General features: G+C 48.6%; 25 protein-coding genes and 1 other annotated feature. Of the genes, 12 read left to right on the top strand and 13 right to left on the bottom strand.

The window, feature by feature from the left end; translation table 11 throughout:
* Positions 1–84: 84 nt before the first annotated feature.
* Complete coding sequence (locus tag KNO69_RS11015) at positions 85–552, top strand: hypothetical protein (protein ID WP_214817993.1); 468 nt, start codon at positions 85–87, stop codon at positions 550–552.
* Positions 553–576: 24 nt separating this feature from the next.
* Here the strand turns inward: KNO69_RS11015 and KNO69_RS11010 are convergent, their stop codons facing one another.
* Positions 577–1,074, bottom strand: a complete 498-nt coding sequence (locus KNO69_RS11010) for a hypothetical protein (protein ID WP_214817991.1) — start codon at positions 1,072–1,074, stop codon at positions 577–579.
* A 110-nt stretch (positions 1,075–1,184) separates the two neighbouring features.
* Between KNO69_RS11010 and KNO69_RS11005 the strand changes: the two genes are divergently transcribed.
* Positions 1,185–1,841, top strand: a complete 657-nt coding sequence (locus tag KNO69_RS11005) for a TVP38/TMEM64 family protein (RefSeq protein ID WP_078146111.1) — start codon at positions 1,185–1,187, stop codon at positions 1,839–1,841.
* A 31-nt stretch (positions 1,842–1,872) separates the two neighbouring features.
* On the opposite strand, the gene queF is transcribed toward KNO69_RS11005, so the two are convergent.
* The 4 genes from queF to queC are packed head-to-tail and all read right to left on the bottom strand — an operon-like array spanning position 1,873 to position 4,164.
* Positions 1,873–2,361 (bottom strand): preQ(1) synthase, encoded by a 489-nt coding sequence (queF, locus tag KNO69_RS11000; protein WP_015880473.1) that lies wholly within the window; start codon positions 2,359–2,361, stop codon positions 1,873–1,875.
* A gap of 11 nt (positions 2,362–2,372) precedes the next feature.
* On the bottom strand, positions 2,373–3,083 hold the full coding sequence (gene queE / locus KNO69_RS10995) for a 7-carboxy-7-deazaguanine synthase QueE (protein ID WP_214775415.1): 711 nt from the start codon (positions 3,081–3,083) through the stop codon (positions 2,373–2,375).
* The gene (gene queD / locus KNO69_RS10990) at positions 3,065–3,523 is read right to left on the bottom strand and encodes a 6-carboxytetrahydropterin synthase QueD (protein WP_015880475.1); all 459 of its coding nucleotides are present in this window, start codon (positions 3,521–3,523) and stop codon (positions 3,065–3,067) included. Before queD ends, queE begins: the two co-directional genes overlap by 19 nt.
* Positions 3,520–4,164 carry a 7-cyano-7-deazaguanine synthase QueC gene (queC, locus tag KNO69_RS10985; RefSeq protein WP_078146115.1) on the bottom strand — a complete coding sequence of 215 codons (645 nt, stop codon included), beginning with the start codon at positions 4,162–4,164 and terminating at the stop codon, positions 3,520–3,522. The genes queD and queC overlap by 4 nt, the downstream gene beginning before the upstream one ends.
* Positions 4,165–4,381: 217 nt before the next feature.
* Between queC and nhaC the strand changes: the two genes are divergently transcribed.
* The 5 genes from nhaC to KNO69_RS10960 all read left to right on the top strand — a co-directional run bounded on the left by nhaC (position 4,382) and on the right by KNO69_RS10960 (position 9,207).
* Positions 4,382–5,758: a Na+/H+ antiporter NhaC gene (nhaC, locus tag KNO69_RS10980; protein ID WP_078146116.1), complete on the top strand. Its 1,377-nt coding sequence runs from the start codon at positions 4,382–4,384 to the stop codon at positions 5,756–5,758.
* Between the two features lie 84 nt (positions 5,759–5,842).
* On the top strand, positions 5,843–6,427 hold the full coding sequence (locus KNO69_RS10975; RefSeq protein ID WP_078146117.1) for a DNA-3-methyladenine glycosylase: 585 nt from the start codon (positions 5,843–5,845) through the stop codon (positions 6,425–6,427).
* A gap of 82 nt (positions 6,428–6,509) precedes the next feature.
* Positions 6,510–7,022, top strand: coding sequence for a type 1 glutamine amidotransferase domain-containing protein (locus KNO69_RS10970; RefSeq protein WP_015880479.1), 513 nt, complete (start codon positions 6,510–6,512; stop codon positions 7,020–7,022).
* Positions 7,023–7,187: 165 nt separating this feature from the next.
* Complete coding sequence (locus KNO69_RS10965) at positions 7,188–8,258, top strand: MFS transporter (RefSeq protein ID WP_214817988.1); 1,071 nt, start codon at positions 7,188–7,190, stop codon at positions 8,256–8,258.
* A gap of 115 nt (positions 8,259–8,373) precedes the next feature.
* On the top strand, positions 8,374–9,207 hold the full coding sequence (locus KNO69_RS10960; RefSeq protein WP_074034956.1) for an undecaprenyl-diphosphate phosphatase: 834 nt from the start codon (positions 8,374–8,376) through the stop codon (positions 9,205–9,207).
* 161 nt (positions 9,208–9,368) lie between these two features.
* Here KNO69_RS10960 and bshB2 read toward each other — a convergent pair whose 3' ends face one another.
* The 3 genes from bshB2 to pdxK are packed head-to-tail and all read right to left on the bottom strand — an operon-like array spanning position 9,369 to position 11,267.
* Entirely contained in the window at positions 9,369–10,019 is a 651-nt protein-coding gene (gene bshB2, locus KNO69_RS10955) for a bacillithiol biosynthesis deacetylase BshB2 (protein ID WP_078146120.1), read from the bottom strand.
* Entirely contained in the window at positions 10,016–10,387 is a 372-nt protein-coding gene (locus KNO69_RS10950; RefSeq protein WP_074034952.1) for a YojF family protein, read from the bottom strand. Before KNO69_RS10950 ends, bshB2 begins: the two co-directional genes overlap by 4 nt.
* Positions 10,388–10,442: 55 nt before the next feature.
* On the bottom strand, positions 10,443–11,267 hold the full coding sequence (gene pdxK, locus KNO69_RS10945; RefSeq protein ID WP_015880484.1) for a pyridoxine/pyridoxal/pyridoxamine kinase: 825 nt from the start codon (positions 11,265–11,267) through the stop codon (positions 10,443–10,445).
* A gap of 186 nt (positions 11,268–11,453) precedes the next feature.
* Here pdxK and cbpA point away from each other — a divergent pair, with 186 nt between their 5' ends.
* Positions 11,454–12,089: a cyclic di-AMP binding protein CbpA gene (gene cbpA, locus KNO69_RS10940; protein ID WP_031424393.1), complete on the top strand. Its 636-nt coding sequence runs from the start codon at positions 11,454–11,456 to the stop codon at positions 12,087–12,089.
* Between the two features lie 12 nt (positions 12,090–12,101).
* On the opposite strand, the gene KNO69_RS10935 is transcribed toward cbpA, so the two are convergent.
* From KNO69_RS10935 to KNO69_RS10925, 3 genes are all read right to left on the bottom strand, one after another.
* Positions 12,102–12,641, bottom strand: coding sequence for a GNAT family N-acetyltransferase (locus KNO69_RS10935; RefSeq protein ID WP_264093167.1), 540 nt, complete (start codon positions 12,639–12,641; stop codon positions 12,102–12,104).
* Between the two features lie 63 nt (positions 12,642–12,704).
* A complete protein-coding gene (locus KNO69_RS10930) occupies positions 12,705–13,589 on the bottom strand; it encodes a diacylglycerol/lipid kinase family protein (RefSeq protein WP_074034946.1) in 885 nt (294 codons plus the stop codon).
* Positions 13,590–13,723: 134 nt separating this feature from the next.
* Positions 13,724–14,098, bottom strand: coding sequence for a hypothetical protein (locus tag KNO69_RS10925; protein WP_078146123.1), 375 nt, complete (start codon positions 14,096–14,098; stop codon positions 13,724–13,726).
* Between the two features lie 159 nt (positions 14,099–14,257).
* On the opposite strand from KNO69_RS10925, the gene KNO69_RS10920 reads away from it, so the two are divergent.
* The 4 genes from KNO69_RS10920 to KNO69_RS10905 all read left to right on the top strand — a co-directional run bounded on the left by KNO69_RS10920 (position 14,258) and on the right by KNO69_RS10905 (position 18,143).
* A complete protein-coding gene (locus KNO69_RS10920; RefSeq protein WP_214817980.1) occupies positions 14,258–14,689 on the top strand; it encodes a MarR family winged helix-turn-helix transcriptional regulator in 432 nt (143 codons plus the stop codon).
* 119 nt (positions 14,690–14,808) lie between these two features.
* A complete protein-coding gene (locus KNO69_RS10915) occupies positions 14,809–15,444 on the top strand; it encodes an FMN-dependent NADH-azoreductase (protein ID WP_078146124.1) in 636 nt (211 codons plus the stop codon).
* Positions 15,445–15,524: 80 nt separating this feature from the next.
* Positions 15,525–16,202 carry a uracil-DNA glycosylase gene (locus tag KNO69_RS10910; RefSeq protein ID WP_214817978.1) on the top strand — a complete coding sequence of 226 codons (678 nt, stop codon included), beginning with the start codon at positions 15,525–15,527 and terminating at the stop codon, positions 16,200–16,202.
* 143 nt (positions 16,203–16,345) lie between these two features.
* Positions 16,346–16,539, top strand: a binding site (T-box leader).
* A gap of 44 nt (positions 16,540–16,583) precedes the next feature.
* The gene (locus KNO69_RS10905; RefSeq protein WP_214817976.1) at positions 16,584–18,143 is read left to right on the top strand and encodes an aromatic amino acid hydroxylase; all 1,560 of its coding nucleotides are present in this window, start codon (positions 16,584–16,586) and stop codon (positions 18,141–18,143) included.
* A 49-nt stretch (positions 18,144–18,192) separates the two neighbouring features.
* Here KNO69_RS10905 and KNO69_RS10900 read toward each other — a convergent pair whose 3' ends face one another.
* Both KNO69_RS10900 and KNO69_RS10895 read right to left on the bottom strand, forming a co-directional pair.
* On the bottom strand, positions 18,193–19,191 hold the full coding sequence (locus KNO69_RS10900; RefSeq protein ID WP_214817973.1) for an alpha/beta hydrolase: 999 nt from the start codon (positions 19,189–19,191) through the stop codon (positions 18,193–18,195).
* A 30-nt stretch (positions 19,192–19,221) separates the two neighbouring features.
* Positions 19,222–20,043 carry a Cof-type HAD-IIB family hydrolase gene (locus KNO69_RS10895; protein ID WP_214784232.1) on the bottom strand — a complete coding sequence of 274 codons (822 nt, stop codon included), beginning with the start codon at positions 20,041–20,043 and terminating at the stop codon, positions 19,222–19,224.
* Positions 20,044–20,092 lie beyond the last annotated feature (49 nt).

Here is a 20,092-nt window from a genome sequence, read left to right as displayed (position 1 = left end):
GATGCCGCGGTCGTGTGATCGCGGTTTTTTTGTTGAAACCGATTCGACTGAATGAACGTACTTAAAGAAAAGGGGGAATTTGAAATGTCTACTTTAGAATTTGGGGCGGACCCATTTTTCACGATCATCAATTTATTCTTTCCACTCATGTTTTTCACCATTGTTGGACTTATCGCATTTGGTGTCATCAAATCAAGTCGAAGTTACTCTAAAACATCAAATACATTGAAGGACTTACAACAATTCGCCTCGCAGCTCGCCGATGTCCCGGCCGACGATACGGCTGAGCACTTAGCAGACTATTTACGGGGCATCGATTCCTTCTCGATTGAACGGACACGCATGGAGCCGTTCCGTGTCGCGCTCGGATGCTATCAATTGGTGATGGAGTCTGACGCTGTTCGCGAAGAGACGAAAGAGCGGGTCGATCGTCAATATAAGCGTCTCGGGATTTTAGACGGAGAAAAATTTGCCGATGAGGCACCACCACGTCGACGTTCTTCTTCATCGAGTCATCATGATATCCACCACCATCACCATGACCATATGTAAAAAGCGAAGGAATCCCTTCGCTTTTTACATATATCGTGATGCATCAAATTCAATGTCAGTCTGATAACGGACGGCTTGAATCGCACTTTCGATTCGAATGGCACGCTTCTTAATATCGCGCGCTTTCAGGCGATACAGCTCCGGATCGTATAAGGCGTGTTTGATCAAGGCAACCCCATGCACATAGTCTTTCTTCGGACGAAGCGATAATTTTTCATAAAGTCGTGCTTGGACGCGTAACTGAACAGCAAGTTCGATTGCCTCGACGAGCGGAAGCGGACCGTCGTGCGTCTCGACAACGGCTTGGACGTTCGCCTCTTGAATGAGACGGTCGAGCTGACGTAAGTCTAGACGAATGTGTTCAAGTTCCATCTCGATGTCTTGAAGGGAACGAGACTGAATGGTCGGAATGGATTCATTCGCTTGAAGCGAGATGAACGCCACATGCTCAATCTCTTCGGTCAATGTATCGATTTGCTCATGGAGCAACTGTTTCAACGTTAGGGCATCTGCAAGGTTCATATCGATTTCCTCCTTCTGCTTTTTCTAACCGTACCATATCGAGATGGCTGAAAAAAGGTGGATGACATCCTCGATTACGGGAATAAAAGCAAATAGAGAGGAGGAGGACGATGAAGAAGTGGAAGATACAATGGATGATTGCACTCGTCCTACTCCTGTTCGGGACGGCGACATTCCTTTATCAGTGGGTTGACGTAAGCCCAGGCGATATTCGGGACTACATCATTCAATTCGGATGGTTGGCTCCGCTCATTTACATCTTGTTGTTCACCGTTCGTCCGCTCATCTTGTTCCCGACGTCCGTCTTGTCGGTCGCCGGCGGCTTGGCGTTTGGAATGTTACCGGGCGTCATCTATACCGTCATCGGGGCGACATTGAGTGCGCTTGTTGCGTATTATGTGGCAATTTTTTTCGGCGATCGTTTCCTGCATCACTTCGAATCAACGAATTACGAAGCCATTCAGCGTAAAATCGAAGAAGACGGCTTCTTTTACGTCCTCATCTTACGTCTCATCCCGCTCGTTAATTTCGATTTGGTAAGCTATGCTTCTGGTTTGGCAAAAGTAAACGTACTCGCCTATCTGTTTGCGACCGTCGTCGGTATGATTCCCGGAGCGTTTGCGAACAATTTTCTCGGGAGTAGTATCGCCAGTGGGGATTGGACGCTCATCGCCTTGGCATTTGGAATCATGCTCGTGTTGACGCTCGTTGCGACCGTTTTCCGTGAACCGATCAAGCGACAGATTCATCGCTATCAAAAAAAGTAGGCGACTCCAGATTGGAGCGCCTACTTTTCAATTAACGGTTGTCGACCGTTTCTGGATACAGGTCATGGTTGAACAGACGGTGTTCTGCCATTTTTTCGTACTTCGTGCCAGGCTTTCCGTAGTTGTAGTACGGATCGATTGAGATACCGCCACGTGGTGTGAATTTCCCCCACACTTCGAGATAGCGCGGCTCCATCAACTTGACGAGATCTTTCCCGATGACATTGATGCAGTTCTCGTGGAAGTCACCGTGGTTACGGAAGCTGAACAAGTACAACTTCAACGACTTTGACTCGACGAGTTTCTCATCCGGGATGTACGAGATGTAGATGGTTGCGAAGTCCGGTTGGTTCGTGATCGGGCACAACGATGTAAATTCGGGTGCGTTGAATTTCACGAAGTAGTCGTTCTCCGGATGACGATTCGGGAACGCCTCAAGGACGTCAGGTGTGTATTCAAAAATATATGGGACGCTCTTCTGTCCGAGGAGCGAAAGGTCTTGTAAGTCTTCTGGTCTCATGTTCATTCTCCTTAGACGCCACGTTCGTTGGCGTACAGTAATGTGTGTAGTTGTGGTAGGACGCGGACGCTTTGCCATGACGGGTCGCGTGCAACGTCTTCCCATAGTTGTTTCAAACGACGGAGCTGGGCATCGGTGATGTCGCCGTCTGCACCAGGCTCTGGGTTACCGGCCGACAAATACATGACGTCCGGTGAGTAGCGCAGTTGCACTTCTTTTGCGTAGGCGAGGTCTACCTCATCAAAGACAGCGACTTTGAATGTCGTCTGCTCCGGGCGTAACCGTTCGACGATGGCGTCGAGTTGCTCCCAGTTCGTCTTCATACCAGACGATGGAGGTTTCGGACTGAGGGTCACGTCATCGATTTGTGTGAGCCAGTCTTGATAGCGGCTACCTTGCGTCTCGACAGCGAGTGTGACACCACGTTCTTTCAACTTCACAACGAGGTCTTCCATTGCCGCGATGAGGAGCGGATTGCCACCCGAGATGGTGACGTAATCGTACATACCCAGTGCGTCTAGGCGAGCAATGACCTCATCGGCTGTCAGCATGTCCGGTTTTTCTGAACCGTCCCACGTAAAGGCGGAATCGCACCACGAACAGCGATAATCGCAACCGGCGGTCCGAACGAACATCGTCTTTTGTCCGATGGCGCGTCCTTCGCCTTGAAAGGTCGGTCCGAACACTTCAAGAACAGGGATTTTCACGATTCCACCAACCATTCACGGCGGAACTCAGCGTAAGACGTTGGCGTTTCATACAGACGGACGAACTCGACACGGACGTCGCGTTCATTTGGCAAGTGTGTCGCCAGTTGTTCAAAAATCCAATAACACATGTTTTCTGCAGTTGTATTCATATAAGGGAGTGACTCGTTCAAATAGCGATGATCGAGATACGGCTCAAGCTCTTCTTTGAAGATCTTTTTCAAATCACCAAAGTCGAGTGTCATGCCGCGATTGTCGAGAAAGCCGCTGACACCCATCTGGAGCTTATACGTATGACCATGAAGGGCACGACATTTGCCGTCATAGTCAAAGAGATGGTGCGCCGCGTCGAACGTTACTTCTTTGACGATTTGAACGCGATGCGGACAGTAGATGAGCGATCCTTCTTGCTTTGATTCGACACTGGTCGGAGCGAGGAATGGAGCATGTTTCATACGCGCACCTCCTCGTAAGCTGTAAGTCCGTTTTGACGAAGCTTACATGCCGGACATTCTCCACAACCTGAACCGATGACACCGTTGTAGCAAGTAAGCGTGCGTTCTTTGACATAGTCAAAGGCACCGAGTTCGTCGGCGAGAGCCCACGTTTCTTTTTTATCGAGCCACATGAGCGGTGTGTCGATGACAAATGGATAATCCATCGCTAAATTGAGTGTCACATTGAGTGATTTGATGAATTGGTCTCGGCAATCCGGGTAACCTGAAAAGTCCGTTTCACATACACCGGTCACGATGTGATGCATACCGAGTTGTTTGGCCATGACGGCCGCAAACGATAAGAATAGATGGTTGCGTCCATCGACGAACGTGTTTGGGACGTCCGCATTGTCGATGGCGAGATCGTGTCTCGTGAGCGCGTTTGAAGTGAGTTGTCCGAGTAGGGACAAATCGAGGATGTGGTGTGGGACATCGAGTTCTGTCGCAATTTCTTTGGCGACTTCGATTTCCGCATCATGGCGTTGACCATATGCGAACGTCACTGCCTCCACATGAGAGAATTGTTGTTTTGCCCAAAACAGGCAAGTGGTTGAATCCTGGCCACCACTAAAGACGACCAATGCTTTTTCGTGTTGCATGAAGCACACTTCCTTTTCGCTAGTTTTGATGTCGGAGGAGGTTACGAACTCCGGAGGTCACCCTCAAGCATATAATTTATCATAAAAAGACGTTTGACAGGGAGAAAGGAAGCGAGTATAGTAAAAAACATCACTGACATGCTTTTATGCATAAAAGCGTTTAAGCGGTTAGGCGAAATAATAAATAAAGAAGATATAACGAAAGGAGGGGACGTCGATGCAGATGAAAGGAAAAGAAGCTGTATTCGTCGTGTTGATGAGCGGGATTACCTTGCTCTCACTGATGTTTTTGGCCAAAGCGACGCCACATATGGCGATTTTTGGCACAATGGTAATAGTAGGTGGATACGCGTATTATCGTTCACGCGACTTCAAACAGATTGAAACGGCGATGATCAACGGAATTCGTGAAGCGATCATGCCGGTGTTGATTTTGTTGTTGATCGGGATGCTCATCGGAGTATGGCAAATGTCCGGGACGGTCGCGACGATCCTCTCCATCGGTCTAAATACAATCTCTGCTGAATGGTTCTTGCCGAGTGTCTTATTGATCACGATGATCGTTTCGACATTCACAGGAAGCGCCTTTACAACCGTCGGAACGGTCGGTGTCGCCTTGTTCGGAATCGGAACGGCACTGGGCATCTCGCCAGCGCTCGCTGCAGGTGCCATCGTGTCGGGCGCCCTCTTCGGAGACAAGATGAGCCCGTTGTCGGATACGACGAACTTTGCGCCGGCAGTGGCGGGGGTCAAACTGTTCGACCACATTCGCTTCATGATGGGGACGACGATTCCAGCGTTCATCATCACGTTGATTTTATTCATGTTCCTCGGACGTAGCGGTCAAACTGCCGACACGGCACAAATCGCAGAGGCGCAAGCCGCGCTCAGCGGACGTTTCGACCTCTCATGGCTCACGTTGATTGCCCCTGTGCTCGTCGCAGTGCTTGCGTTCCGTCGGATGCCGGTCTTGCCGACGATGCTCGTTGGGATGTTTGCGGGTGTGTTGACGGCCGGTTTTGTTCAAGGCAACTGGAGCATCTCGAACTGGCTCGGTGTCATGCAGTCGGGCTTTAAGTCAGATGTCGAAAATGAATTGATTGCGAATGTACTCGATAAAGGTGGTCTTGAATCGATGCTCTGGTCGGTCAGTCTCGTCTTGATCGCCCTCGCGTTCGGTGGCTTATTACGTGAACTCGGTATCTTCCAAGCCATCGTTGAATCGTTGCTCGAGCGTTTGAAGTCACCAGGGAGCTCGGTCCTATCAGTTGTCCTCAGTTCAATCGGTGTCAACTTGCTCGCGGGAGAACAGTACTTGTCGATTCTCTTGCCGGGTCAGGCGTTCAAGCAAGGGTTTATCGATCGGGGGATCGACCCGCGCTACTTGTCACGGGCACTTGAAGATGGCGGGACCGTCATCAACCCGCTCATACCTTGGGGTGTCTCCGGAGCGTTCTTCGCAGCGACACTCGGCGTGCCTGTATTGGAATACGCACCATTTGCGTTCTTCCTCTGGCTCAGCCCGGTCTTCTCCATCATCTTGGGATACGTCCGATTGGGGAAGCAACGTGAATCGCTAAAAATCGCATCATAATATCGAGGTGTCCTGCCATGCAGGGCATCTTTTTTGTGTGCAACATATGACTTTTGAGAAAATAGGAGAAACGGAGGTGGAACCATGAAGCGACTCGATCTAGCATTTTATGAACAACCGACACTCGAATTGGCACGCGCCTTACTCGGTCAATATTTGGTGCGGCGACATCCAGAAGGTGACATCATCGCGAAGATTGTCGAGACAGAGGCTTACCTCGGTGCCATCGACCGGGCGGCGCATAGCTTCGGAGGGCGTCGAACGAAACGAACGGAAGTCATGTTCGGACAACCTGGGCATGTGTACACGTATCAGATGCATACGCACACGCTCCTGAACGTGGTCAGCGGTCCGGTCGGCACACCGGAAGCCGTCTTGATTCGAGCCGTCGAACCGATTCAAGGCCATGAATGGATTGCTTCGAACCGTCCCGGAGTGAAGCGATATGACCAGACGAACGGACCAGGAAAGTTGACGAAAGCACTCGGAATCACAATGGATCTATACGGCCATTCCTTTCAACAAGACCCACTCTACATCGCGGAGGGTGAGGCAGGAGTAGTGATTGAGGCAGGTCCCCGTATCGGGATCCCGAACACGGGCGAGGCGCGCGACTACCCGTATCGCTTCTTTGAACGCGACAATCCATACGTCTCGAAATTCCGTTGAATGCCACTTGAGATGTTTAAGTGATTCATGCCTGTGGAACAGTCTCTATGTGGATAAAACAAACAAAGGGAGTGTTTAGAATATGGCAAAAGTAGCAACGCTCATTACAGATATGTTTGAAGATGTAGAATTCACGGGTCCCCGTGACGCATTGGTGGATGCGGGACATGACGTCGTGACAATCGAGAAGAAAGCTGGCAACACGGTGGAAGGAAAGCAAGGAGAGGCGAAAGTGAACATCGATCAATCGATTGATGATGTATCGCCGGAAGATTTTGATGCGCTTCTTTTACCTGGCGGGTTCTCACCTGACTTATTGCGTGAAGACGAACGTTTCGTTTCGTTCGCGAAAGCATTCATGGATGCGAAAAAACCTGTCTTTGCCATTTGTCACGGGCCACAGCTGTTGATTACGGCGAAGACGTTAGAAGGTCGTGACGCGACCGGCTACAAATCGATCAAAGTCGACATGGAGTATGCCGGAGCGAAATATGCGGACAAAGAAGTGGTCGTCTGCCAGAACCAGCTCGTGACGAGCCGTCAACCAGATGATATTCCGGCATTCAATCGCGAAATGCTCAACTTATTGAAATAACACGTCGACCACGAGATTCGTCTCGTGGTTTTTTTGTGTTTTCGGGAATAGACAAGTAAGGAGGAGATTTAAATGAAAAAACGAGCACGTTCACCGAGTTAAGTTCGTCGAAACATCGTTTGGTTAGGGTGGATTCGTTGGTTTGAAGGGCTGATTCCCGCGTACGTGATTGAGCGGTTATTTTGGGAGTCGCGAGGCATCACCATTCAGGAAGTCGTCTATTTGGAGATGATCTATGCGCTCATCATCGTTCTGTTAGAAGTACCGACTGGTGTATGGGCGGACCGGACGACACGGCGTCGGCTAATCCAAGTAGGTGTAGCCTTGGAGTGGTTATCGTTTTGGATCTTGTTATACTCGTTCACCTTCAGCGGATTTTTTGTCGCCATCAGCTGTTCGGCCGTTGGGTCGGTCATTCGAAGTGGGGCGGAGAATGCGCTGCTATACGAGTCCTTACAAGAAAGTCATGAAGCGTCGTCGTTCGAACGGGTTCTTGGAAAACTGAACGCGATTGGGATTATGGCCGCTGTGACGGCGGCATGGAGTGGCAGTATGTTGGCTCAGTACCTTCCATTGGAGTGGAACTACAGACTGTCCATTCTCAGTTTATTGATGGCGACCGTGTGTAGCTTATTTCTCGTTGAACCCGTTCATGGCGAAGGAGAAGACCGATTGACGTGGCGGCACTTGTTGAAAGGATTTCAATTTGTGTGGTCGCACACATCCATTCGTAACGTCACCATCGGATTTTTGGCAGCCTTGTCCGCATTCAATTTCATCGATGAGTTCTGGCAACTGTATGCACGTGATGTATCCATCCCAATCTATTGGTTCGGTGCCATTTCAAGCGTCCTGCTTTTGATTCAGTTACCTGGTCAACTTTTTGCGGGGACGCTTATACGATTTGTGTCATCCAAGCGTTGGTTAAACGGGTTCGGTTGGCTAATGGGCGGTGGATTTCTTGTCATCGGACTTTTTCCGAATCCAATCGGAATCGGGCTGATGGGGCTGTTGGCTCTTATATATGGAGCGATGGAGCCGCTCTATTACGGTCTTTTGCATCATCAGGTGCCTTCCGATATCCGAGCGACGACGGAATCATCTGTCTCGATGCTATGGCATCTCGGTATCCTCGTGTTGGGGCTGGTCTTTATTGTAGGAACGACAGTGTCGCTATTTTTGGCGTTCATCTTAATTGGGCTTGTCGTTTGGTTCGTTCATGCGACCGCCCGATAATTTTTACAGACATGGGTCATAAGCCATGTCTGTTTTTACGTCTTAAGACGGACGAAAGATTGTGTCGAGAAGTGTATGATGAGAACAATCTTGATGAATCAATAGGAGAAACAATGTGGAATGGTATGAATTATTTGTAGGATTTTTATTAGGTGTCGTCGAGGGATTGACGGAATTTGCCCCGGTCTCGTCGACCGGTCATATGATTCTCGTAGATGGTCTCTGGTTGAATTCGAGTCAGTTTTTAGGGCAGGAAGTAGCGAACACGTTTAAAATCGTCATTCAATTAGGGTCGATTTTAGCGGTCGTGGTCGTCTTTCGGGACCGGTTCAAAGCGTTACTGAATCCGAAGTCTTTGCTCACCTTAAGACAAAGTGGAACCGCGCGCCAATTCAATCTCGTACATATTTTGATCGGATTGTTGCCTGCTGGCGTCCTCGGTGTACTGTTTGAGGACTACATCGATACACATCTCTTCTCGGTCAAGACGGTGTTGATTGGGTTAGTCATTGGGGCATTCTTTATGATTGCTGCAGATTTATCCGGTGTGAAGCGTCAGACGACCGCTACGCTCGATGACATCACGTATAAGCAAGCACTTGGTGTCGGCTTGATTCAATGTTTTTCGCTATGGCCAGGGTTCTCACGGTCCGGTTCAACGATTTCTGGAGGGGTTCTCCTCGGAATGAGTCACCGGGCAGCGGCAGATTTTACGTTCATCATGGCGGTACCGATCATGTTTGGAGCGAGTGCATTGTCACTCTATAGCAAGTGGACGTATTTCACGCTCGATACGCTACCCGTTTTTGTCGTCGGCTTCGTCAGCGCATTTTTATTCGCACTTCTTTCGATCAAATTCTTTTTGAAGTTGATCAACAAAGTGAAATTGATGCCGTTTGCGGTCTATCGAATCGTATTGGCCATCGTGATTTACGTTCTTTACTTCTAAAAAAACACGTGCGAAGAGCACGTGTTTGAAACCAATGAATGGAATTGTTCGTAAAGTCTAGAAGAGGTGAAAACATGGGACAAATCGTTGTAGTATTCGGAACGTTAATCGGTCTTGGGACCGTCGGGGCATTGCTTTATATGACCCGTCTAGCCTATGAATCATGAGAACGGATAATGATAGAAGCGCTCACGTTGGAGTAACTCCATGACGTGGGCGTTTTCTGCGTTATCGATCGCACGAAGCAGACCTTCCGTCTGAGACCGGTGGGCAAACAGGGCATCTTTCTTTTGTTCGCTCTCTTCCGTTACATCGACGATGACGTGAGGTTGTCCGAGTTCGTCTTCTGTGCGGCGGTCAAAGGCGACACCTAAGAACTCAGGGCGCGTCTCGCCAATCTCTTGAAGCGCACGTACGACGGCACGGGCTGTCGCTTCATGGTCCGGGTGGACGGCATATCCTGGATAGAATGAGATGACGGTTTCCGGCTTCACTTCGTCAATCAATGCGCGGAAGCGACCAGCGAGCTCGGCCTCGTCCTCAAATTCGACGGTCTTGTCACGAAGACCCCACATGCGCAGGTCCTCGATGCCCATCATGCGACATGCTTCTTCGAGTTCATGTTTTCGAATTTTCGGCAGTTCTTCACGTGTCGTAAAGATTGGAGAACCCATGTTGCGTCCCATTTCACCGAGCGTCAAGCAGACGTATGTGACGGGTAGTCCTCTTTGACGATGTTGGATAATCGTTCCGGCCGAGCTGAACGCCTCATCGTCCGGGTGTGGGAATATGACGAGTAACGGTCCATTCATTGATTCTCCACCTCCGATGCGCCTTGTGGGAGCGGCTTGATATCGATGTGCAGCGCACATGCGAGACGACCGAGACGATCGTGACCAGCGAGTAACAACTGTTCTTCGTGCATTTCATAGTCGGTCAATCCCTCGACATAGAGCCAACCGTGATCGAGTTTTAAACCGACACGATAGGGACCATTTCCTTTAATTTGACCGATGCTGTATTCGATTTTGGCATTACGGATAAACATCCCGGCGTTATGAAAGTCCGGGTCATTATGTGTCGCGTAGGCACCGTTCGTCGTCTCGACATGGACGAAAAGTGGTGTCGCGACGTGATTGTCTAAATAGTGCTGAATGTGATCAGGTTGAATCGCTTTCACGTCTGTCCCTCCAATGGAAAGGATGACCCGAAACACGTAGTTCCGGGTCATCTGTTTACGATTGTGTTGCTACTTTTTTACGGTATCCGGTATGGTTCGTCGGTCCAACGTATTGGTTGAGACGGAATGAATGACGAACGGCTTCTGTGATGAACTCTTTTCCGATTTCAATCGCTTCTTCGACCGTGTGACCGTTGGCGAGTGAGGCTGCGATGGCAGAAGAGAACGTACATCCGCCGCCGTGTGTGAACGCAGGCTCGATTTTTTCACTTTCAAGAAGGCGGAATTCGTTTCCGTCGTACAAGACGTCGAATGCTGTATCGAATCCGAGTTTGCCACCGACTTTGACGATGACGATCTCTGCGCCGAGTTCATGGATTAAACGAGCGGCTTCTTTGATTTCGTCCATCGTTGCGGGTGTTTTATCAAGGCCAGCGAGCATACGCGCCTCGAATAAGTTCGGTGTGATGATTTTTGCGACTGGTACGAGGTGTTGACGCATCGCGACCGCAACGTTCGGATCAAGAATCTCATCCGCACCTTTACATGCCATGACCGGATCGACGACGGCATTCTGGATTCCGTATTCTTTAATCTTCCGTGCTGCGAGTTCGATGATTTCAGGTGTCGGGAGCATACCTGTCTTCACTGCATCGACTCCAATTCCAGCGAGCACCGTATCGATTTGTTTCTCGATCAAGGTCGTGTCGATTGGAAAGACTTCGTGATTCCATGCGTTATGTGGGTCTTGTGCCACGATGACAGTCAAAGCTGTCATACCGTATACACCGAGTTCTTCCATCGTTTTGAGGTCGGCTTGGATTCCCGCGCCGCCGCTTGTGTCAGAACCGGCAATCGTCAATGCTTTTTTCATCGTCATAATCGTCCATCCCCTTTGTCTGTTTGGATAGTTTCACTATAACGACTTTTTTGAATTCCGACAAATGCAAGGATTACGAGAAGTGTTCATAACTTTTCAGAAAAAGTATGCAGGATATTCATCATATTTGGGGAATAATAATGAATAGGGTGTAGACCACTTTATTATTGGCTGGGAGGAAAACGCATGTTAGTGCATAGCTTATGTATCCCGAAGAAAGATGTTGTCACCATCAGTGAAAAGGCAACATTGCGGGAAGCGCTTCATACGCTTGAAGAAACAGGATACCGTTGTGTACCTGTTTTAGACGAGACGGGGAAATTTTTCCGCGGTAACATTTACAAGATGCATATTTATCGTCATGGAATGAACGGGGAAAACATGGACGATAATGTGATGACACTCATCAAGAATACACAAAAGTACGTCCATGAGTCAGATGGATTCTTTGAAGTATTTTTCTCAATCAAAGAGTTGCCGTACATTGCTGTATTGAAAGATGAGAGCAATGAATTTTATGGCATTCTTCCCCACGGTAAGATGCTCGGGATGCTCGAAGAAGCATGGAGTCGCGACACGGGTAGTTACGTCTTGACAATCGCCTTGAGCGAACAGGCTGGGGCACTTGAGAAAATCACGAAAATCGTGAACAAATATACATCAATCGCGAGCTTGATGACGCTCGATGCGAAAAGTAAAGTATTGCGACGGGTACTCGTGACACTACCACCAGACTGTGAAGAAGACATGAAAAACAAGGTTGTCTCTAAGCTTGAACAAAAAGGCTTCCGGATTGTCGAAGTCGAGAACTTAAAGAACTAAGTCAAAACCCTTTCACTTGGCGTGAAAGGGTTTTTCGTCGAGTCGTTTTTCCATCCGAATATCGGACCAAAATTGACCGTCCCAGTAGGTGAAGTGCTCGATCCGACCGATTTCTTGATACCCACATTTCGTATAGAGACGATGGGCCGCATGGTTGAAAGCGAATACGCCAAGTTCCATACGAGGTGTTTGTTTGGCTCGCAATTGCTCTTCTAACAAACGAAGAGCTTCTGTGCCAACGCCTTTTCCGCGACCTACAGATTCGCCGATGACGAAACCGAGCCAAGCTGTACCGGGTTCTTGTCGATATAAATGAGGCGGGTCATACATGACGTTCATTTCTCCGACGAGATGGTCATCTGCGTAGATAAGGAAAATATCGTGTGTTAAGAGTCGTTCTTCTAAATCGTCAACCGTCATCTCATAATGGGCGGTCAATTCTTCTTTAGAGCGGCTCGGGCGAATAAGATGGACGATCTCAGGATCGTTATTCCAACGATTGAATGTATCGACGATGTCGCCGGATGCGACTGTTAATGGAACAAGTGAGATATTGATAGGTCATTCTCCTTTCTCGCTTGAACACATTCGATTCAATCGTCAAAATTCCTGCTCTTATACCGGCTTTAATACGTTTAAGTGGCTCGGCAATACTTCAAAGGTGAGGGGTAGCTTGCCGCCTGTGTCCCCGTCAGCATTTACAGGAAGCGCATCAGGCGAGGTCACGTTCACCCGTGACGTACAAAATGAGGTGACGCTATCCGTTTCCTTCAACTTTCCTGTAAAGAGGGCGGGTGTTAATTGAAGTGCGTCCTTTAACCCGAGCTCTTCAAAGATATAGACGTGAAGAAGACCATCATTAAGTCGCGCGTCCGGTTCGAAGTTTTCGAATCCTCCGACCGAGTTCGTCAAGGCGATGACGACGAGATAAGCCTCGCCATCAAACTCCCCGTCTTTACTGTCAAGCGCCAACTCATAAGGACTATGTTCACGGAACGCTTTTACACCCTCAATCAAGTAAGCGAACGGTCCCCATTTCGTCTTCTCTTCCACACTTACTTCGTCGACAGCTTCGGCAATGAGCCCGATGGCGATGACGTTCATGAAATAACCGTTCTCATACTTTCCGATATCCATCGGTGTCGGTTCAGCGTCGCGGAGAGCCTCGATTGCTTGTTTAGGGTCACTTGGGACACCGAGTGCACGGGCGAGGTCGTTGACCGTCCCAAGTGGAATGATGCCGAAGTCAGGTCGATGAGTAGCCTCGGCTAGACCGGTCACCGCTTCGTTCAAGGTTCCGTCCCCACCCATCGCAATCACGGCCTGATAGTGCTTTTCTGCCGCTTCACGTGCGAAGTTCGTCGCATCCTGTTCCTTTTCAGTGAAGCGGACATCGACGTGTCCATATCGTTCGCGCAACACCTCTTCGGCATGTGTTGCGTGTTGTTCCCCCAACTCTTTCCCTGAGGATGGATTGACGATTAACATGACTGTGTCCATACCAACATGTCTCCTTTTCAACTCGAATACTGTCCTTTATTCCCGTCAAAGAAAGCAGATACTCCTAAAAAATCCCCATGTCGATTAGCTATCTCGCTCTAATCTTCAAGGGGATGCGTTGGGCATTCGATTGTTTAATAATGACGGAATGCGGACATATCTAAATGACTTGCTTCCGACTCGTCCACGGCAAGTTCGATGCGCAAATGTTCATTGAACGGGGAGACGAGAGCCCCCATACAGGCGACCGGTTCATGATCGGGGACCGGTGATTTACGTTTCGTTTTGACGAATAAATAGTCCGATCGTTTCAACGTCAATAAGAAACGTTCCACGGCATGCGGTTCACGGGTCACGTTTGGCCAAGGTAAATGATTGAATAATAAAAAGACCGCGCCTTCTTTTTCGAGCGCATAGTCCGGTGCGATGCCTTCCCGATTCAACAAATCGATGACAGCATGCAAAAACTCCCGTCTAATCGTCAATGAAATTTCGTAATACTCACGCATACGGTCCACCCTTTCTTAAAATCACAATACTACCATTCTAAACGTTTCCGACATGGGCGACAATGAAGAAGTTCCTTGACGAAGTATTTTTCCCGGCTTATACTGCATAAGTCCTGCTATACTAGTGATATATGATGAACGAATTGAGGTGAAACCGACATGATTGAATCCCTTGAATTGAAGGCGTGGGTTGTTCTTGCGCGTACGATGGATGCCATCAGTGATCGTGTGAAAGAAGATTTACGACGCCACCAGTTAAATTCAACAGAGTTCGGTGTTTTATCCGTACTGTATAAACGAGGAGACACCCCGTTGCAACAAATTGGGGATCAGATTTTGATTACGAGCGGTAGCGTGACATATGTGATCGATAAGTTGGAGAAGCGAGGGCTGATTGAACGAATCGCCTGCCCGTCTGACCGACGTGTCACATATGCTTCATTGACAGACGATGGAAAGGCGCTCATGGACGTCGTCTATCCGCAACATATTGAAATCTTCAAAGATATATATGGACTGTTAAGTGATGAAGAGACGGAACAATTGATTTCGTTATTGAAACGAGTCGGTTATAACGCAGCGGGCAAATAAAGCCCGTTGCTTTTTTATTCAATATCTTGAAATTAAAATAATTGACGATGAGATATACAGATGATATAGTTCTAACTGTTATTGAAAAATTAGAGATTACACAAATGGAGGATTACACGATGACTAAAGTATTATATGTATCGGCTAACCCGAAACCAACTGAACTTTCATACAGCAAACAAGTGGCAGAAACATTCGTTTCGACACTCCAAGCAGAAAATCCATCAATCGAAGTGGAAGCAATCGAACTCTACGATGTTGATGTTCAAGAAATCGACGGAGATGTGCTCAGTGCATGGGGCAAATTCGCTTCAGGCGAAGCGCTCACTGATGTAGAAGCGAAAAAGGTAGGCACAATGAGCGGCATGCTTGAGAAATTCATGGAAGCGGACCTTTACGTGTTCGCAACGCCAATGTGGAACTTCTTCTTCCCAGCACGTATGAAAATGTTCCTCGATAGCGTGCTCATGGCAGGTAAAACGTTCCGTTACACGGAGCAAGGTCCTGTCGGCTTGCTTGAAAACAAACAAGCGATCCACATCCAAGGGACAGGCGGAATCTACACAGGAACTGACCTTAACTTCGCAGACGCATACCTTCGCCAAGCGCTCGCGTTCGTCGGTGTATCTGAAGTGACGACGGTAGCGGTCGAAGGGATGAACCAATACCCAGATAAAATCGAAGAGATCGTGGCAGACGCGAAAGCGAAAGCTGAAGCACTTGCGAAAGAAGTTGCAGGCGCAGTAACGGTATAACCTAGAGAGACGAGTCGATTGACTCGTCTTTTTGTATGCATTTATTTTGGGTATGATACAAAGGGAAAGGGGAGTATGCAATGGCAGATCAGTTATCGAGTCGACTACTTGGAGATTGGATGGATATTGTCCAAGAAGAGATGAAACAACCTTATTTTCAACAGTTGAAGCAATTCGTCGACCAAGCGTATGAAGAAACGATCGTTTACCCGGCCCGAGAAGATATTTGGAACGCATTTATTCACACAAAATTTAGTGAAGTGAAGTGCGTCATTTTAGGGCAAGATCCGTACCACGGACCGAATCAAGCGCATGGACTCAGTTTTTCGGTGCAGGACGGGGTTCGTTTCCCACCGTCTCTACGAAACATCTTTCAGGAACTAAAAGATGACGTTGGATGTGATTTCCCAAAGAGTGGCAATCTCGAGAAATGGGCGAAACAAGGCGTCCTTCTCTTAAATACGGCACTGACGGTTGAAGCGGGAAAGGCGGGCTCTCACCGTGGAAAAGGATGGGAACAGTTCACTGATTCCATCATTGAGCGGCTCGGGAGTCGCGAGGAACCGATTGTATTCATCTTGTGGGGAAATGATGCGAAGAAGAAAATGAAATGGATTGGAGACCAACATAAAGTGCTCACGTCGGTACATCCAAGTCCTTTGTCATCCCATCGTGGATTCTTCGGTTCTAAGCCATTCTCCAAAGTAAACGATACATTGAAGGAGTGGGGAAAATCTCCGATTGAGTGGTGTCTCTGACAGTTTGCGAAAATTCGCAGGCTGTTTTTTGTTGACGCTTTTGTTTAGCTTTGGTACAGTAACTAACAAGACGTCACTTTAGTGCTTAAAAGCATATATGCATAACAGCATAACTGCAGAAAAGATAAAGAATTGGATATGTAAGAAAAGCGAAGAAAGAACCGAAGTAGAGACATCTTCCCTGGCCCAGAGAGCGTGTGGTGCTGCGAACACGCCCAAAAGATGAATCGAATTACAGTTCCTGAGCTCTCATCATTGAGCGGTCCCCCGTTATCGGATCAAGCGGCTAGAATTTTTCTAGCAACCAGGGTGGTACCGCGGCTTTGTCGTCCCTATCGATTCAATCGATAGGGATTTTTTGATTTTAAAGGAGGACTTCACATGTTGACACAATCGATTCCGAAACACCTAGCCCCACATATTTCACCGCAGTTCTACAATGAATACACACCAACAGATCATGCCGTTTGGCGTTTCGTGTTGCGGTTGAACTTGCACACGTTAGAAGGGAAGGCGCATCCGTTTTACATCGAAGGATTGAAACGGACGGGAATGGGACCGGATCGATTGCCGAACGTCGAACAGATGACGGATGAGATGCAGGCGGCAGGATGGTCGACGGTCGCAGTGGATGGGCTCATCCCCGGCGTTGCCTTTTTTGACTTCCAAGGAAACGGGATGCTCCCGGTCGCGACAGACATTCGGAAAGTCGAGAATATTTTATACAGTCCAGCCCCTGACATCATTCACGAGGCGGCGGGACATGCGCCAATGTTGATGGACCCGACGTTTTCGGCAATCGTCAAACGCTTCGGTCAATTAGGGGCCAAGGCGTTCATGAACCGAGAAGAACATGCCTCGTTCTCCGCATTGAAACGCTTGACGATTGTGAAGGAGAATGCGAATTCGACTGAACAGGACATCGAGGCGGCGGAGAAAGCCGTACAGGAGGCGAAAGCGCAAGTGACTGGCTTTTCTGAAGCACAACAGGTCGCGCGTATCTTTTGGTGGACCGTTGAATTCGGATTGATTGGTGACCTCGACAACCCGATGATTTACGGGGCAGGCCTCTTATCATCGGTAGGAGAGAGCCGTCACTGTCTGACAGATGCGGTCGTCAAACATCCATTCGACTTGGAGCACGCGCTACAGACGAAGCAAGACGTGACAAACATGCAAAAAGAGCTATTCGTTATTCCAAACTTTGAGACGCTCTCTTCTGTCTTAGATGAACTAGAGGGAAGAATGGCGATTCGAAAAGGTGGGATTGAATCTGTGGCGAAAGCGTTGGCGTCGGGAAGTCAATCGACGATTCGACTTGAAGATGGATCAGAACGTGTCGGCATCGTTCGTCACATGACGGAGTCGAAAGAACATACGCTCATTCAATGGGATGAATGTTCAATTGTACAACATGGACAGCTCACACAAAAAGAGCGACACGGGCTACTGATCGCTCATGACACAGAGTCCGCGCTCGATCGCGATGACCTCTTTGAGGACGGGACGAGCATTCGGCAAGCATATGCATCCGGTGCACTCGAAGACGTGACGGTTCACCTAGAAGGACGGACGATCTCACTCGACTCGCTCGAAGTACGTGTCGATTCGCTTCCATCAGTTTTCCCAGGAACAACGGTAGACGAGCTGATGATGATTGAAAAACCGGTGATCATCGAACGGGATGAACGTGTATGGACTAACGATGATCCGATGTTCAACCGCATCCATCTAATGCGTGAGCGGGGAGAATCAATCGATGGTCTCATCCCAGAGATTTTAACGAACCACGCTGACGCCTGGTTATTACACATCGAGTGCCTGGAGTTGGTGAAGGATGAAGGACTGAAACAGACATTGATTGAACGTCTTGAAGCATTGCGTCAAACTTCCCCATCCCGAAATGAATTGATTGGTCGCGCGTTCGAACTATTGCGCTAACGAAAAGAGGCGACGTTTTCCACTGTAGGAGAACGTCGCCTCTTTTGCATTATACAGATTGATTTGTCGTTTCACGTAAGAACGTAATCAAACGACGATACGTGGAATTAGCCGCTGGGCGGTCCATTTCGAAGTAATAGTTATGGCCAAGCTCGTGCTCGTTCCGATCATAAAAGACAGTCGTGACATCCGTACGTCCTGAAAGAATCGTTGCAAATTCCTTGGCCTGCTCCTCAAAGGAATGGTCATTCCCATCCGCGATAAACGTTGGGACGAATGTGGCCGGTACATTGACGAGTGGCGACGCTTCAGCAACGACCGGGAGAGTTTCCCAATTGTATGTGCCGAAGTATGCCCATCCGATTCGTTTGAACAAGAAGCGGTTTACTGACTTTGATGATTCGAGCCATGTGCGCTTCAAGTCGAGCGGTGCAGACAAGAGGATGGCACCGAGGATTGAGGATTTTGGTACGACTTGTCCCACTTCAGCAGAAGGCGAATAGTCGTCATTCAACTGGGTCCCGACAAACTGTGCAGCGAGCTGTCCACCATTCGAATCACCTGCAAAGAAGACGCGGTCTAAATCGAGACGGAAGCGGTCATTGTTCTCAGCGATGAACGAGTACGCTTCTTCGATTTGTTTGAGCGGGGTCGGGTACATCACGTCAGGTGCGAGTGCGTAATTGATACTGACGACGTTGTAGCCGTTACTCGCAATCGAAGTGGCGTATTTTAACACATCCGATTTATCCCCACCGACGAATGATCCGCCATGTACCCAAAAAATGGTAGGGATCGTGCGGCTATTTCCTTCATAACGGATCAAATCAAAGGTTCCATTGTCATAAGAAGACAAGTAGTCGATGTCTTTTCGGACAGACGTCTTTTGAACGACTTCCTCGAATCCCTTCATCTCCACTTCGTTTCCCCCCGCAAACGAAGTTTTGATTAAACGTGTGGCTGGTTTCGGTGAGAGGAACACATAAGCCGCTCCTGCGACCGCAGTTCCAATCAATCCGACTCCAGCTCGTTTCAACCCTTTATTCATCTTCCTTCCTCCCTTTCTACAATCAGAAGCTTATTGCGTGAAGAGTACGTCCGCCATGTACGTTTCGATGACATGAGCGATTCCGTCTTCGTTGTTTGATTTTGTGATGAAGTCCGCTTTTCCTTTGACCGTCGTGTTAGCATTTCCCATCGCGACGCCGAGGCCGGCCCATTCAATCATCGTCAAATCATTGTTTCCGTCACCGCAAGCGATGACTTCTTTTTGTGCGATGCCGAGTTGATCTGCTAGGAAGGCGAGACTCGTTCCTTTTGTGACACCGGCTTCAGTAAACTCAAGGAAGAACGGTTTTGAACGGGCTACAGCCAATTTCCCGGCCAATTCTGTTTGTAGCTTCGTTTCGATTGGAGCGAGTGTGTCGCCATCCGCAAGCATCAAACATTTGACGACCGGAGCTGTCACGGCATCTTTAAAGTTGTCGACATGAATGACCGGCATTCCCGTCAATTCACCTTCGATATCCGTATAAGGGTTCGGGCGATCGGTTACGATTTCGTTACCGACGTACGTATGAATCGCGATTCCTTCCCGTTCACTGATATCATGGAGATGGGCGACTGTATCCGGCTGGAGCGTGCTCGAGAAAATCTCCTCGTTTGTCGCACAATCGATGACCGAGGCACCGTTGAACGATAAGATGTAGCTTCCGTATTTCGCAAGTTCTAATTCACGGGCTGCTTCCCACATCGCAAACGTTGGTCGTCCGCTCGCGAGAACGACTTTATAGCCGCGCGCCTGTGCATCGAGAAGTGCTTCTTTTGTCTTAGGGGAAATCGTATGGTCGCTCGTGAGGAGCGTATCATCCATATCCAATACAATCATCTTGTAACTCATAGTAGTAGGGGGTCCTCCTTCAGAATCTAATGACTCCATCCTAAACCTT

Source organism: Exiguobacterium sp. s131 (assembly GCF_018617345.1).
Lineage (GTDB): Bacteria > Bacillota > Bacilli > Exiguobacteriales > Exiguobacteriaceae > Exiguobacterium > Exiguobacterium profundum.
This window is presented reverse-complemented; position numbering and strand designations above follow the sequence as displayed.